General features: G+C 42.8%; 15 protein-coding genes. 5 read left to right on the plus strand and 10 right to left on the minus strand.

From position 1 onward, the window contains the following. Nucleotides 1-20 precede the first annotated feature (20 nt). Entirely contained in the window at nucleotides 21-476 is a 456-nt protein-coding gene (tssJ, locus tag R7F67_RS08730; protein WP_005375933.1) for a type VI secretion system lipoprotein TssJ, read from the minus strand. 11 nt (nucleotides 477-487) lie between these two features. After that, nucleotides 488-1,681 carry a type VI secretion system-associated FHA domain protein TagH gene (gene tagH, locus R7F67_RS08735; protein ID WP_054576751.1) on the minus strand — a complete coding sequence of 398 codons (1,194 nt, stop codon included), beginning with the start codon at nucleotides 1,679-1,681 and terminating at the stop codon, nucleotides 488-490. Nucleotides 1,682-1,993: 312 nt separating this feature from the next. Between tagH and R7F67_RS08740 the strand changes: the two genes are divergently transcribed. The 3 genes from R7F67_RS08740 to R7F67_RS08750 all read left to right on the plus strand — a co-directional run bounded on the left by R7F67_RS08740 (nucleotide 1,994) and on the right by R7F67_RS08750 (nucleotide 5,152). Then, the gene (locus R7F67_RS08740) at nucleotides 1,994-4,144 is read left to right on the plus strand and encodes a serine/threonine-protein kinase (protein ID WP_054576752.1); all 2,151 of its coding nucleotides are present in this window, start codon (nucleotides 1,994-1,996) and stop codon (nucleotides 4,142-4,144) included. Nucleotides 4,145-4,590: 446 nt separating this feature from the next. Beyond that, nucleotides 4,591-4,926, plus strand: a complete 336-nt coding sequence (locus R7F67_RS08745) for an Hpt domain-containing protein (RefSeq protein ID WP_054576753.1) — start codon at nucleotides 4,591-4,593, stop codon at nucleotides 4,924-4,926. A gap of 34 nt (nucleotides 4,927-4,960) precedes the next feature. Further along, nucleotides 4,961-5,152: a hypothetical protein gene (locus R7F67_RS08750; RefSeq protein WP_025767706.1), complete on the plus strand. Its 192-nt coding sequence runs from the start codon at nucleotides 4,961-4,963 to the stop codon at nucleotides 5,150-5,152. Between the two features lie 70 nt (nucleotides 5,153-5,222). Here R7F67_RS08750 and R7F67_RS08755 read toward each other — a convergent pair whose 3' ends face one another. The 4 genes from R7F67_RS08755 to R7F67_RS08770 all read right to left on the minus strand — a co-directional run bounded on the left by R7F67_RS08755 (nucleotide 5,223) and on the right by R7F67_RS08770 (nucleotide 8,051). Beyond that, complete coding sequence (locus R7F67_RS08755; protein WP_025998580.1) at nucleotides 5,223-5,684, minus strand: ATP-binding protein; 462 nt, start codon at nucleotides 5,682-5,684, stop codon at nucleotides 5,223-5,225. Then, a complete protein-coding gene (locus tag R7F67_RS08760; RefSeq protein ID WP_054574313.1) occupies nucleotides 5,665-6,894 on the minus strand; it encodes a PP2C family protein-serine/threonine phosphatase in 1,230 nt (409 codons plus the stop codon). Before R7F67_RS08760 ends, R7F67_RS08755 begins: the two co-directional genes overlap by 20 nt. 29 nt (nucleotides 6,895-6,923) lie before the next feature. Then, entirely contained in the window at nucleotides 6,924-7,184 is a 261-nt protein-coding gene (locus tag R7F67_RS08765; protein ID WP_017820228.1) for a hypothetical protein, read from the minus strand. 252 nt (nucleotides 7,185-7,436) lie between these two features. Further along, nucleotides 7,437-8,051 carry a glutathione S-transferase family protein gene (locus tag R7F67_RS08770; protein WP_054574314.1) on the minus strand — a complete coding sequence of 205 codons (615 nt, stop codon included), beginning with the start codon at nucleotides 8,049-8,051 and terminating at the stop codon, nucleotides 7,437-7,439. Between the two features lie 284 nt (nucleotides 8,052-8,335). Between R7F67_RS08770 and R7F67_RS08775 the strand changes: the two genes are divergently transcribed. Further along, nucleotides 8,336-8,911, plus strand: coding sequence for a TetR/AcrR family transcriptional regulator (locus R7F67_RS08775; RefSeq protein ID WP_005375904.1), 576 nt, complete (start codon nucleotides 8,336-8,338; stop codon nucleotides 8,909-8,911). Between the two features lies 1 nt (nucleotide 8,912). Then, nucleotides 8,913-9,317, plus strand: coding sequence for a PPC domain-containing DNA-binding protein (locus tag R7F67_RS08780; protein WP_054574315.1), 405 nt, complete (start codon nucleotides 8,913-8,915; stop codon nucleotides 9,315-9,317). 98 nt (nucleotides 9,318-9,415) lie between these two features. Here the strand turns inward: R7F67_RS08780 and nirD are convergent, their stop codons facing one another. Genes nirD through R7F67_RS08800 form a run of 4 tightly spaced genes read right to left on the minus strand, consistent with a single transcriptional unit; the run spans nucleotide 9,416 to nucleotide 14,095 of the window. Then, nucleotides 9,416-9,751, minus strand: a complete 336-nt coding sequence (gene nirD, locus R7F67_RS08785; protein WP_054576754.1) for a nitrite reductase small subunit NirD — start codon at nucleotides 9,749-9,751, stop codon at nucleotides 9,416-9,418. Continuing rightward, nucleotides 9,752-12,271, minus strand: a complete 2,520-nt coding sequence (gene nirB / locus R7F67_RS08790) for a nitrite reductase large subunit NirB (protein ID WP_318057151.1) — start codon at nucleotides 12,269-12,271, stop codon at nucleotides 9,752-9,754. It abuts the gene before it with no gap. A 10-nt stretch (nucleotides 12,272-12,281) separates the two neighbouring features. Further along, the gene (locus R7F67_RS08795; protein WP_005450080.1) at nucleotides 12,282-13,118 is read right to left on the minus strand and encodes an ABC transporter ATP-binding protein; all 837 of its coding nucleotides are present in this window, start codon (nucleotides 13,116-13,118) and stop codon (nucleotides 12,282-12,284) included. A gap of 11 nt (nucleotides 13,119-13,129) precedes the next feature. Beyond that, complete coding sequence (locus R7F67_RS08800) at nucleotides 13,130-14,095, minus strand: ABC transporter permease (protein ID WP_318057152.1); 966 nt, start codon at nucleotides 14,093-14,095, stop codon at nucleotides 13,130-13,132. Nucleotides 14,096-14,101: the final 6 nt, after the last annotated feature.

Raw genomic sequence — 14,101 nt, forward strand, 5'->3', positions numbered from 1 at the left:
TATAATTAGCCAACTAAACGTTATTTAACGACCAAAGACAGATCTTCTAACAATACTTGATATGTGTTGTAACCGGTCTTATCCACTTTAATGACTTGTCGCCAATTTGAGTTTTCAATATCTCGAAACGCTACGACAATGCCTAAATATTCTGTCTTTGGAGACATACTTGCTTGATATGTTTCTTTCTGACCTGGAGTTAATGAAACTTCATATTTATTCACTAAATCAGGTCCTAAGACTTTTTCACTTTCTTCATAAATAGAAAAAAAGTCCTGGCTTTCGAAAATGGTATTTGACGTTAATTCAAATACATACACCACTACAGGAGAAGGCCTGCCGTTTGAATCAGGATTAATGTTATGACTTGCTGCTATTTCTAAATCTGAGTATGGATCAACAACTAGGTTCGCTGCTGAGCACCCAAATAAAGCTATTGAAATTAATAACAAAATATATTGGTAAAACTTTTTCATCACCCTAATTCCTAGCCTTTGTTTTTTAATGCTAATTCATAGTGCTTAGCGAAGTCTTCTAAATAGAACGGAGACTCTTTATTGATAATATCATCGGATAACTTTTCATGAATATCCTCAAACCTCTTCCAACTTTGAGCATATTTTCTAGCTGGAATAACCATATTAATAACCGTGTCTTTCGCTAAAGCATCTGAGTATATAGAAGTAGGTTCAACAAGTGACATAACACTCGAAACCGTACCTTCAACACCTTTCATTAAGGCTTGCTCATGACTTTCGATGTCATTAAATGCTTCTTTAATGGCTGCATTTGGCTTTAAGAAGCTAGCGGTTTGACGGTTATATAAGTTATGAATCGCATCTTCTAAGTTTGCAGAAAACTTTAAAGGGTTATTTTCTGACTTACGAAATGCGGTATGACTAAGTCGATTTGTTTGTTTAAACACTGCTCTGTTATGCAGTGTTTCCATTAAACCAACTAGCATCAAAGAAAATGACTCCCCCAGTTGTTCGAACCATTCCTCTCGGTTATCGCTGGGAATCATCATTGGATCTATACCCACCCCTCTAACAAAAGCCGCAAGTTCACCCCCATTGGTATCAAAGTTGGGAGTCGATAGGTGTTCTGATTGTCGGTTAACTTTCGGTAAAGTTTCAGATACGGTGCTCTGTTTTTCGGGCTTTGGGATATCAATAAAATCATCGACTAAACCAATATCTAGCTGAAAGTCAGAAGGAACACTTTCGTTTAAGAGTTCACTAGCACTAAGGCCTAGGTCAACAAATTCTGCTTCCGATGGACTTGAGACTACTTCAGGGGGTGCGCTAGAAAGACTTTTACTTGTCTCAAGACTGAATACATCTGTATCTGTTTGAATAGAAACTGAAATTTGATAATCCCCTAAGCTAACCATATCGTCATCGCTTAGTGCTATTTCATTTCCTTGACCCACAGGAGTTACAGCATTATTTACAAAAGTACCATTAGTTGAGAGGTCTTTTATCAAGTATTTGTCACCAAACTTAATCAGTTCTCCGTGGGTTCCGGATACCACTCTTTCAGGATCTGGTAGTGTCCAATCACATTGTTCAGACCTACCAAATGTAACCTTGGCATGTTCATCACTTGATTCAAACACGAACTCACTCTCAATCTCTGGAGTAAATTTGTGAAAACTTGTTATGGTTAAAACCAACTTCATGTAAACCTCGCCAAAGACCTGCTAGATATTATTTTTAATTTTATTATTAACTGCTTTCTTATTAACAGTAAGATTAATAAAAATCTTAATACTGCCATTGAAAATCATGCACGGAATAATGAATCATTTTTTTATCAAAGCAATCACGTATTGTTCAACAATTTTAATTATCCAACCAAGTTCAAATTTTTGACACTTAGACTTTCATCAATAAAAAAACGAATGTTAGTTTGGACGAGAAATTCTAACATAATGACTTTTCATTGAGCAGAAAGGTATATATTCCCCCATCATTTATACGGAGTTCTTGTGATGGAAGACAGTAATAAAAACAATTCTATAAATAACGAAGAAAGCGGAGATAAAACTAAAATTGTAAAGACTCAAAAACGAGACAATGCAATTAAATCAACCAAAATCACTAATAATGAAACCTCCGTTAAAAATAAAAATGAAACAAATACAAAACTGTCTCAAAAAGAAAACACTCCGTTAGTTAATAAGAAAAAAAACAATAAAGATGACCCATTAAATAATAACAAAGATGTTATTAACGAAAGCTTAATAGGAACGACCGTTAAAAATCGGTATGAAATTGAGTCGGTTATTGGGCATGGTGGGCTTTGCGATGTTTACTTAGCTAAAGATAAGATTCTTGAATCTTCAGGTTCAGAAACACCCTACGTTGCGTTAAAAATATTACAGAAAGAGTTTGCTTCTCAACCAGAGACTGCACGCATGTTAATACGTGAAGCTCAACAAACTCAAAGGTTAAGCCACCCTAATATCATTAGGGTTTTTGATTTTGGTGTTGATGGCGAAATATACTTTTTAGTTATGGAGTATATTAACGGAGAAACATTAGAGAGTTTAATACAGCGTTCTAGGCCCCATGGGCTGAAGTTTAATGCAACTTTATCAATCCTAAATCAGGTACTCGATGCACTCTCATATGCTCACTCTCTTGGTGTAGTGCACGCCGACCTAAAGCCCGCTAATGTGATTTTAACGTCTGAGGGTAACGTTAAGCTGCTTGATTTTGGTGTATCTAAAACTCATCAATTAAAGCAGGATCAATATGCGGCTAAACGTAAATCCGAAAATGTTGAAACGCTTGGTTATACTCCCAACTATGCATCACTCAACCTGTTATCCGGTAAGGAACCGAACTTAAGCGACGATATGTTTGCTCTATTTTGTATTGCTTACGAGTTATTGAGTTGCAAACACCCTTACGCAAGAACTCCAGTTAATGAAGCTCTCAAACAGAAGATCAAGGTCTCTAAACCAACTAACATGCCCGCATCTAAGTGGCCAATATTTTCAAGCGTATTTTCAACTGGCATCATTCCGAACGAGCTGACCCCTGAGCAGTTGAAACGCAAATTGAATATGCGCTATTGGCCTATCGCTAGCGGCGCGGCAGCGAGTATATTATTAGTTAGCGGCATTGTATTTGGTTATCAGCAGCAACAAGAAACCATCGCCACTTTGGAAACCGTTATTAGCAAGCAAAATGATCAAATTGCCGGACAAGAGTGGCAGCTTGATACGCCAGCAGAAAAAAGTTTGGCACTGATTGATAGTGAAAAAAGCTTACATCCAGTCGTTAAGGCTGGCTTATTACGCTTACACAAGACCTATATTCTCAGCGAGTTTGAATCTGAAATTGATCAGGTTTTGAATTCTGATGCCAACAACTACCCGAATTATGATGAAATTGAGTCCATACTTGATAAAGCAAAAACCTACTACCCTGACTCACATAAAATAGAAGTTCTTGCCTTAGATATTCAGTCAAGCAAGCACTCCACGTTACTTTCGATAGCAAGGCAAATCAACAGTCAACTTGAAAAGTCTCGGTACAGTAAAGAAGACGGCAGTAAATCCATCTATGAGCTCAAGGATGAGTTAAATCAGATTCATCAAGGTTATCCTTTCACGCCAAGTTCGTTATCTAGCGATGTTTTCGGTCAGCACCTCACTGAAGCACTCAAAAAGAAAGACGCAGCTGCACTTGTTGCTCTTATTAAGGTTGGGAACACCTTCTTTTCAAACGTAGAAGAGCATCAAGAGAACTTACAGATAAGTAATGCGATGAAAGATGCAGTGCTGGAAATGAAATTATATGAGACAGCGCTAGATTCCAACAGCCCTCTACCGTTTCCAGAAGATGCCGCTAGAATCCTGTTCCAAGAAGAGTTTGAAAACTTTTATTCTCGCCTAGAAAAGGCAAGGACGACAACTCATCTAGATAACTTGGTGAAGGATGTGGATCTGTTCTCGAAAAACTTTCCTATTGGTTTTCAGGATGTTAACGATTTAAGATTCAAAACTGCTGATAAATACTTACGCTTCTCCGATATATTGCTTAATAAGCGAAGGACTTCAAGCGCAAGACGCGCTATGAAGAAAGCCAACGAGCTTATGAAGCAAATAGAACAGGACTCTAAGCAAAGCTAGTAATACAAAAGGGACGCGAGTCCCTTTTTTGCCGTAGATTACTTGCCAATATGCAACTAGATTGCTAATTTATACTTGTACTTAATGAGGAGAGTTAGCCTTGACTGAAGGAATAGTCAAAGTTGGCGAACGTCTGGCGTCCGTATGTAACGATAGCCTTAAACTAGGACTGCAAGACACTTACCGACTCGGCGTTTTACTTGGAAACATCCCCTTTGCTACTTGTGTTAAAAACACGCGAGTTGAAGTTTTTTCATCCCTACATTTCGACCATTGCCGTTTGGATATAAGTCAAAATATCTTTAACAATGACTTTCTTTTTGTAAGTTTATCTCAAGCGACAAGCAAACTATTTCTGCTCAAATACTGGTTATGCCATTCATACCTTCGGCTAAGCCTTCATTATCCGAAACATTCCTCTACCTCAACGTTTAATAGGGGTATACATGATTAATTTTGATGTTCTCAATACATACATGGATAACGACGTAGATCTGATCGTCACTGTTTTTTCTACATACCTTGAAGATCACACGAATGATATAGAGCGTATAGATGAGCTATATACAAGCAGATGTTGGTCAGAACTCTATCTATTAGCGCATAGTTTAAAGGGCATTCTAGAGAGTTTCGGAGAAGACACCGCGGTCATTGCGTTTCAAAGAATAGAAGAAAAAACCAGAAACGATACAGCGCCAGATAGCTCAGATATAGCTATAGTTACTAAAGAGCTAGCTGCAATTAATCAACAAATCTTCACTTACTTGAAGAATATGCAATAAAGAAATTCAAGGCTTAACTGGGGGAAATATGGCAATGAATAATAGCAATTTCAGGGAGTTGATTGAGTCTCTCAAAGACTTAACACCAACTCAAAAAAGGTACTTACTTAGCCGTACAAAGATGGCGCTAGATGATGAAAGTAATATGTTAAACATCAGTGATATTCTAACACCAGAAGAGTTGGAGGCGTTACTATCACCGGCACCAACAACGAATACAAAATAACAATGATATACAACGCAACCGTCAGATTAACGCTAGGGACCAAGTGAAGCAAATCGACTTTGCTTGGTTGTTAGTTTCTCTCCCTATTCCTTTTCACTACAACAAACGTATTGTTTTCGAAACCTTTTTCCAATGTAAACAGGTCAGATAATTGAGCGACTAACATCAGTCCGCGACCTGAGGAGGACCAACTATCGTCATCCATTAAGTTAGGTGCCTCAATCTGTTTATTTTTATGTTGGATGAACGTCTTTTCATTGATCGGCGCTCCGCAATCAGAGACTCTCAGTTCCACGAAACCGGACACTTGGTCATCCCCAACCCTACACTCCACTTCAATTGGTAGGCCTTCTATTTCACTGTAAGAATGAATATAAGCGTTATTCATGAGTTCAACGACACAAAGCTCCAATGATTGAATTGCATTTAAGGGGATTTGATGACCCATCAAAAACCGAACAACGTCTTTGCTCGCACTTCGTGAGTGAGTAAGGGAGCTCCCGTAAGTTCGTTTAAATTCGCTCTTTGACATTCTTTTCCTTAAAATCGAGCCTCTCACCATGCCATTTTACCTGTAAAAGGCTGGCATCATCATCAAACTCATCTTCGTTATGCCAAGATTGTACTTTTTTAAAGACGTCTCCCACTTGGTCTTCAACTGTCAGCGTGCAAACAGCTTTTATACTCGATGCCAATCGTTGTAGTGAAAACATCTCCTCACCCTGCCTCGCTTCAATCAAACCATCCGAATAAAGCCACAATGCATCGCCCTCATCCAGACTAATTTGGTTACCGATATATTCCATCGGCTGCATTGCACCAACGATAAAGTTATCGTCACCTATCTGTTCCATCGTTTTCGTACTCGTTCGCCAAACTAAGATCCTGGGGTGGCCAGCCGTGCAATAGCTAAGTTGCCCTGATTTTGTGTTAAGAATGGCGTAAGCCATAGTAAAGTAAAGTTGACTGTTTCTAGTTTGCTGATAACGCCGATTTAGCCGTTCAATCACAGATGCAGGCTCACTTACGCAATAGCCGTCATCTCTCAACTCCATCGTGATCGAATCAGGCCCCTGACTTTGAGATAGCGTCTGTTGAATAGAAAAAGCCATCAAAGCTGAAGAAATACCATGACCAGAAACATCAAATACATAAAACGCAACATGTCGTTCATCGAGCTCCAAATACCCCAACATATCACCACCAATCTGGGAGCATGGTTTGTAGACATAGCTAAAATTTACATTCTGAATAGTTGATTCAGCAGGGAGTAGTTGCTCCATCAGATGACTAGCAGACTGTAGGTCTTGGTGAATTGTTTGATAGGCCGCATCTAGCTCTTTATTTCTCTCAACGAGTTTGTTGTGCAGTTCTAAAGTACGAAACCCCGCACGGATTCTGGCCTGAAGTTCCTCTACAGACGTCTTCTTATCTACGAAATCATCTGCGCCAGCATCAATGCCTTTCACGATCGAACTTTGGTCATTTCTAGAAGACAGTAGAACAAAGAAAATGTAACGTTCGCTAACTTTAGATTTTAATTGGCGACACAATTCAATACCATTAATTCCAGGCATCATTAAATCACTCAGCACAAACTGAATATCAGGGCGGTGGGTTAGCACTTCGAGCGCCGCTCGTCCGTCTTCAACAGCAAGCACTTCATAGCCTTGCTTTTCCAATGCACTGCTGATGTAAAGCAGTACTGTTTTACTGTCATCGACCAAAAGAATGGGTTTCATCTTCCGCCTTAATACGGTTGCTTTACTGGCTAACGCAAAACACTAGTCACTGACTGCTCATTTCTAAAACGGCTGTAGTCTTCGGCTAATAATTGGTGTTGATATCGAGTGTAAGACAACGCTTCATTAGAAATTAGTATCTGATGCTCTTTTTCGATTAACTGACTTTGCAGCCTTTCAATCTGTTCATTCTGCTGTGTGTAATTGAGGTACAGTGCGAATAGACCAAAAACCGAAACCATTAACAGGGCGATTAGAATATTATTGATAGTTTTCACTTGAATACTCATGACCTCTCCTTGTCTATTATTAGACTTTCCATGACCTCTCCTTGTCTATTATTAGACTTTCCATGATGAAAGAGAGCGTCTACGGACCAAGAGCTCAAGGCTCTAAAACGCAACGAAGCAAATTGAGGTTGTTTTTCCAATTATAGGCGATAGGAGAAAAAATAAGAAAAATCTGAAAAAATTTGAATATCCTGCTGAGTTAAGAATCGGTAAGGTGGTAGCAGCGAGCTATCATCCACTCGCTGCAATACATTAACTCTGAAATGCAGGTCTAGCTAAAATTTGGTTATACCATCGAGCAATGTTTGGCGACGTCGATAGCACATCAATTTCTAGGCCTTTAATTGCGAAACTGATCAAAATAAAGCCTGTTATATCGACGATAGTAAAATGGTCTACGGCGATAAAATCATTATGTTCAAGGCGCTTGTCTAAGACAGGCAGAAATTCGTAGACGCGTTGTTTTGATTCTTCGCCCCATGCTTCAACGCAACGTTCTCTGTCTCCATAAACTCCGGTCATGTTTCGAAACGCCTGAAATGCCGCATTTAGTCCTTGGAACTCCACCACACGATGCCACATTTCCACCTGAGCACGTTCAAGCTGGTTAGCACCAAACAGCGCCAGATCATTTTCAAACGCTTCATCTAGGTAGCGACAAATCGCCACGCTTTCGCAGATCGCTGTACCATCATCCAGTTCCAGTAAAGGCACTTTGCCGTTCACGCTTTTCGATTTAAACGGTTCAGATAGGTTATCGCCCTCACGAACGTTCAGCGCAATTCGCTCAACCTCGCCACCGATTTCCTTTAGAAAAATGCTAACTCGCTTACAACTTGGAGTCATTGCGGTTTCATAGAGCTTCATTTCACATCCTTTTATCTTTTTCTAACCGATTGGTTAGGATATACTGTAGCCAGTTTATAAACGATCAGTCAAGAACTTCACTATCAAAAATTTTCAAACAGTTGTGGGTCTGTTTGCTGAGCGAGATTTTTGATGCCGTTTGTGAGTTCACATGAATTTGGGGGCTGATACCCAAGAATAGATGGGTATTCATCATATTGGTTCAGTTCGAACGCTAGAGGTTCTCTGTACCATCCCTCCAAAGCAATTTAATTACCCGATAAGCAGACCCAGGCAGGTAATTTATGGCAAGAAAAGCCAACTTCGACCGAGATGAAAAGCTTCTCGTGGCTATGGATGTGTTTTGGCGCAAGGGCTTTGCGAACACGTCTATCTCGGATCTCACCGACGAGTTGAACATCAACCGCTTCAGTCTTTACAACACCTATGGTGACAAGCAACAGCTCTACTACGAAGCGCTCGATACCTACTTGAAAAAGGTCTCGCTACCGTCACTGAATGATTTGGAAAAAGACGACGCGTCTTTACCTGAGTTAGAATCGTTCCTCAAATCCTTTGCTGAGCTGCAGCGCAAACGTAACTGTGGGTGTTTTATCCAAAATGCGTTGATTGAGCACGCTGGCGAAGACGATGATGTGCTGCGTAAAGGGCATTTCTTATTTGACCATCTTATCGACATCATTGCAGATGCGCTGACCAATGCGCAAAAAGAAACCTTAGTGCCGAAAACGCTTAAACCAGAAGAGCTTGCTCGTTTTGTTCTCAACAACATGCAAGGCATGCGCGTACTTGGCAAAGCCAAACGTTATGCCGACTTGGATACGGCGCTTTCCTGCTTGCTGGTATTGATTAGGAAATAACATGTCGATTGAAGTGATAGCAGTACGTCTTACCAAGGGCATGGACTTAAAGCTGATCTTAGCGAAATTGGTCGAGCAGCATGGTATCAAAGCAGGCTCGATTGCCTCATGCGTTGGCTGTGTCTCTCACCTCAACCTTCGTTTGGCAGGTGCAGAGAGTACGTTAACCAAACAAGAACCATTTGAAATCGTCTCTGTGATGGGAACCCTAACGCCTGAGCATCAGCACGTTCATATCTCGGTGTCTGATCGTGAAGGACGAGTTTGGGGTGGGCATTTAATGGAAGGCACGGTTATAGATACCACCGCAGAATTGATCATCCATTCTTACTCAGAACTTGAGTTCACTAGAGCGATGGACGACTCGACTGGCTATACCGAACTACAAGTGAACCCTTCCAAATAATTAAAAGCTCCAGAGCCATACTGTGCTGTCTCTGGAGCTTTATTCGCTTGTCTCTTACGCTAAGAATTTACTCATATCGAGCAAGCTAATTTCGAGGATCATTCTTCGACTAAATAACAAACCTGATCATCGTCGACCGTTACTTGCCACGTTTTTAGACAGTGCGCTTCGTCTTCCAAACACTGCCCACTCTTTAAATTGAAGTGTTGTTTGTATAGCGGTGATGCAACACACATCTCACCATCGATATCACCGACAATCCCTCGACTCATCACATAAGCCTTACCAATTGGGTCCCAATCCTGAACAGCGTAAACACCGTTATCAGGAATGTAGAATAACGCAACATGCTCGCCTTCAATCAATACAGTGGCACCGATGAACGGCATTAAGTCATCAAGCTGGCACAATTTCACTTTGGTTAAAGCTGCCATTTACACCTCCTGTTTCACTGGAATACGCTGACCGCGCACACGTTGGTACGGCAAGACTTTGCTGCCCGACGTGCTGTTCAAAAAAGGACGGAACCGTTGCAATTTTTGAGGATTATCCAACGTACTCTTCCACTCACATTGATAGGTATCTACGACGCGCGCCATTTGTTCATCCAACGAGTCACATAGATTCAGAGAGTCATCCAAAATCACTTGTTTAAGGTAATCTAAGCCTCCTTCCATGTTCTCCATCCACACCGACGTACGTTGCAAGCGATCTGCGGTGCTGACGTAGAACATCAATACTCGGTCAATCATGGTGATCAACTCTGATTTAGATAAGTCGGATGCAAACAAATCAGCGTGTCGTGGTCTCATGCCGCCATTACCACAAACGTATAGATTCCAGCCGTTTTCGGTGGCGATCACCCCAATGTCTTTACTTTGCGCTTCTGCACACTCGCGAGTACAGCCCGATACGGCAAACTTAAGCTTATGGGGCGCTCGCAATCCTTTGTAACGGTTCTCTAACTCAATGGCTAAACCAACCGAATCATCAACACCATAACGACACCAAGTAGAGCCGACGCAAGATTTCACGGTGCGCACCGATTTACCGTAGGCATGCCCTGTTTCAAAACCAGCATCAATTAAGGTTTGCCAGATTTCAGGAAGCTGTTCTAACTGCGCACCAAATAAATCCACGCGCTGACCGCCAGTGATCTTGGTGTACAAATCGTATTGCTGAGCAACTTCGCCTAACACGATAAGTTTGTCTGGTGTGATTTCGCCGCCCGGAACACGAGGCACAATCGAGTAAGAGCCATCTTTTTGTAGGTTTGCCATAAAAGCATCGTTAGAATCTTGCAGAGATTGATGCTGTGGTTCCATGATGTGTTCATTCCACAAAGAAGCAAACACAGATGCCGCTGTAGGCTTACAAATATCACACCCATGCCCTTTGCCATGCAGTGCAATTAAGGTGTCGAAGTCTTTGATTTGTTCCACTTGGCAAATATGGAACATCTCTTGGCGACTGAGCTCAAAGTGCTCACAAAGGTGGTTGTTAACCTCTACCCCCATGGCTGCCAATTGAGTATCCAATACCGACTTCACCATATTGCTACAGCCACCACAGCCAGTACCGGCTTTGGTGTTGGTTTTAAGGTCTGTCAGGTTGGTAGTGCCGGCTTGAATCTCGGCAACTAAGTCGCCTTTTGTGACGTTGTGACAAGAGCAGATGATAGCGCTGTCTGGCATCTCTCCGTCCAGCATTCCGGTATCAAACAGCAGGTTCGCTGCGTGGTCTGGCAGGACTGTTTTGTTCAAATAACACTGCAAAAGCGCGTCGTAGTCGCTGTTGTCACCGACGAGAATCGCACCAAGCAATTGGGTACCACTCGCATCAACCACCAGCTTTTTGTAGATGCCTGCAACCGCATCTTGCAATACCATTTCTTGTGCGCCTTCGGTTTGCATTTGTGCATCGCCGATAGACGCCACATCCACCCCAAGCAGCTTGAGTTTGGTGCTCATGTCTGCGCCTTTAAAACCTTCGCTTGGCATACCAGTCAGGACATCGGCAGTGGTTCTCGCCATGGTGTAACCGGGTGCGACTAAACCAAAGATCTTCTGCTCCCAAAGGGCACATTCGCCAATCGCGTATATGTTCTCATCGCTGGTTTGGCATTGGTTGTTGATCACAATGCCGCCTCGCTCGCCTACTTCTAGTTCAGCTATTCTTGCCAACTCATCTTGAGGACGAATGCCTGCGGAGAAGACAATCACATCCACTTCGAGAGGATCTTTGTCTTTAAACACCATACGATGCTTAGCCGTTTCACCATCGCAGATTCGTTCCGTACCCGTTGAGGTGTGAACGGTTAGCCCCAGCGCTTCAATCTTCTCTTTTAGCACTAAGCCAGCACCATCGTCTAACTGCACGGGCATCAGGCGAGGCGCAAATTCAATAACATGAGTTTCTAACCCCAATAATTTGAGTGCGTTTGCCGCTTCTAAACCCAACAAGCCGCCGCCAATCACTGCGCCTGTTCTTGCGCCTTCACATGCCTTTTTGATTTGTGAAAGATCATCAAGCGTGCGATAGACAAACACGTTGTCTCGGTCTTTACCTTCAATTGGCGGCACAAATGGGTAAGAACCGGTCGCGAGCACAAGTTCGTCGTAACCCAGCACATCTTCACCATCAAGCAGAATGCGCTTTTGCTCTCTGTCGATGCCTGTTACTTGGCTGCCAAGTACGAGTTGGATGCCATGCATGTCGTACCATTCTTGGTTACTCAGCATCAAATCATCATGAGACTTACCCGCAAACAAAGAGGACAACTGTACACGGTCATACGCGATAAAACGCTCTGCACCAATCACGGTAATTCGGTGCTCCAAATGCACGTTTTTCTGCACTAATTGCTCGACGAGGTGTTGCCCGACCATACCGTTGCCTACCACAACGATGTGGCTCAATGCGTTCTTTACTGGAATCGTTAAAGGACTGTTCATCGCTGCCTCCTTATGCCGTTTGCGCTGCAGTTTTGGGTTTGTCTTCTTTCGAAGCAGGAATCTCGACTTTGGATTGCTTCTCGTAAAGGAACTTCAGCACCGCTTGTCGACACTTCTGATACTGCGCATCATCCGCCAGTGCGACACGCTCACGAGGGCGAGGTAGATTCACTTCTAACACTTCACCAATGGTTGCTGCCGGTCCGTTAGTCATCATCACGATTTTGTCAGATAGCAGCACCGCTTCATCCACATCGTGAGTAATCATGATGACGGTGTTGTTTAGCTCGGCTTGGATCTTCATCAGTGCATCCTGTAAGTGCGCACGAGTTAACGCATCCAACGCACCAAATGGTTCATCCATCAGCAAAACCTTCGGTTGAAGTGCCAGTGCTCTCGCAATGCCGACTCGCTGCTTCATACCACCCGAGATTTCGTCCGGCTTTTTGTGCGCGGCATGCTGCATTTGAATCAACTCCAAATAGTGATTCACTTGCTCCTGAATCCACGCTTTGCCCTTTTTGCCGGCAATTTGTTTTACTGCGAGCTCAACGTTTTGATACACGGTTAACCAAGGCAATAATGAATGGTTTTGGAACACCACTGCGCGGTCGGGTCCCGGTCCAGCTACTTCTCGTCCATCGACGATCACGCCGCCGTCTGTTGGCATGTGTAGCCCAGCGACTAAGTTCAATACCGTTGACTTACCACAGCCAGAGTGGCCAATTAGAGACACAAACTCGCCTTTATTGATTTGTAAATCGACGTTCTTAAGCGCGATGAACTCGCCATCTGGCGTTGGGAATCGCATCCCTAAACGCGTTAGATCTAATAATGCTTTTTCCATGATCTTTTCCCTTATCTCAACGCTTGTTGTTTATTCCAAGACAGCCACTTTTGAAGTTGCAACATGCCTCTATCGAGCATCAATCCAATAAAGCCGATTGTGATGACGGCGACCATAATACGACCCAATGATGCCGAGCTGCCGTTTTGGAATTCATCCCAAACGAACTTGCCTAACCCAGGGTTCTGCGCAAGCATCTCTGCCGCAATCAATACCATCCAAGCGATACCTAAAGAGAGACGTAAACCGGTGAAGATCATTGGAATGGCAGAATGTAAAACGATGGTGCGAATGTGCTGCCACCACGAAAGTTGAAGCACTTTACTCACGTTGATTAAGTCTTTATCAACGCTCGTTACACCCACTGCGGTATTAATCAGCGTCGGCCATAAGCTACACAGCGCTACAGTGATCAGAGAGTTAATGAACGACTTAGCAAACATCGGGTCATCACTCACATAAGTGGCACTTACAACCATAGTGACGATAGGCAGCCAAGCTAAAGGTGATACGGGCTTGAGCAGTTGAATGATTGGGTTGAACGCTTGATACAGCCCTTGATTAAGACCAAGCACGATGCCAAGCGGAATCGCGATAACCGTCGCCAGCAAAAAGCCCGCAGTTACGGTCACTAAGCTTGTTATGATTTGGTCGAAGAACGTCGGTTTACCTGTGTAGGGACGAATCTTCACTTCCGCGTCCGGATTCTTGGCTAACTTCGCAGCATTACGTTTTTCCTGACGTTCGATAAACGCTTGTTCCTTTTCTCGCTCTTGCCAATGGTCATCGACAAGGTTGCTGAACTGCTGAAAAGTTTGCACAGGTCCCGGTAGCGTACCTAATGAAGTTTGCACTTCTCTCGCTGCTAAGTGCCACATTGCCAAAAAGATCAGCAAGCCAATGACGGGCAAAAGCACCAGCCGACTTCGGTTCACTACCTGCTTAGCAGGAAACAGGGAAATGACATTACTAGACATACTCAC

The organism is Vibrio sp. YT-17 (assembly GCF_033337375.1).
GTDB classification, from domain to species: Bacteria; Pseudomonadota; Gammaproteobacteria; order Enterobacterales; family Vibrionaceae; genus Vibrio; species Vibrio alginolyticus.

Coding starts and splice junctions, on each gene's coding strand:
- R7F67_RS08765 (WP_017820228.1), bottom strand. CDS start 7,184: ATGAGTATTCAAGTGAAAACTATCAATAATATTCTAATCGCCCTGTTA.
- R7F67_RS08775 (WP_005375904.1), top strand. CDS start 8,336: ATGGCAAGAAAAGCCAACTTCGACCGAGATGAAAAGCTTCTCGTGGCT.
- R7F67_RS08745 (WP_054576753.1), top strand. CDS start 4,591: ATGATTAATTTTGATGTTCTCAATACATACATGGATAACGACGTAGAT.
- nirD (WP_054576754.1), bottom strand. CDS start 9,751: ATGGCAGCTTTAACCAAAGTGAAATTGTGCCAGCTTGATGACTTAATG.
- R7F67_RS08755 (WP_025998580.1), bottom strand. CDS start 5,684: ATGTCAAAGAGCGAATTTAAACGAACTTACGGGAGCTCCCTTACTCAC.
- nirB (WP_318057151.1), bottom strand. CDS start 12,271: ATGAACAGTCCTTTAACGATTCCAGTAAAGAACGCATTGAGCCACATC.
- R7F67_RS08800 (WP_318057152.1), bottom strand. CDS start 14,095: ATGTCTAGTAATGTCATTTCCCTGTTTCCTGCTAAGCAGGTAGTGAAC.
- R7F67_RS08795 (WP_005450080.1), bottom strand. CDS start 13,118: ATGGAAAAAGCATTATTAGATCTAACGCGTTTAGGGATGCGATTCCCA.
- R7F67_RS08740 (WP_054576752.1), top strand. CDS start 1,994: ATGGAAGACAGTAATAAAAACAATTCTATAAATAACGAAGAAAGCGGA.
- R7F67_RS08750 (WP_025767706.1), top strand. CDS start 4,961: ATGAATAATAGCAATTTCAGGGAGTTGATTGAGTCTCTCAAAGACTTA.
- tagH (WP_054576751.1), bottom strand. CDS start 1,681: ATGAAGTTGGTTTTAACCATAACAAGTTTTCACAAATTTACTCCAGAG.
- R7F67_RS08780 (WP_054574315.1), top strand. CDS start 8,913: ATGTCGATTGAAGTGATAGCAGTACGTCTTACCAAGGGCATGGACTTA.
- R7F67_RS08770 (WP_054574314.1), bottom strand. CDS start 8,051: ATGAAGCTCTATGAAACCGCAATGACTCCAAGTTGTAAGCGAGTTAGC.
- R7F67_RS08760 (WP_054574313.1), bottom strand. CDS start 6,894: ATGAAACCCATTCTTTTGGTCGATGACAGTAAAACAGTACTGCTTTAC.
- tssJ (WP_005375933.1), bottom strand. CDS start 476: ATGAAAAAGTTTTACCAATATATTTTGTTATTAATTTCAATAGCTTTA.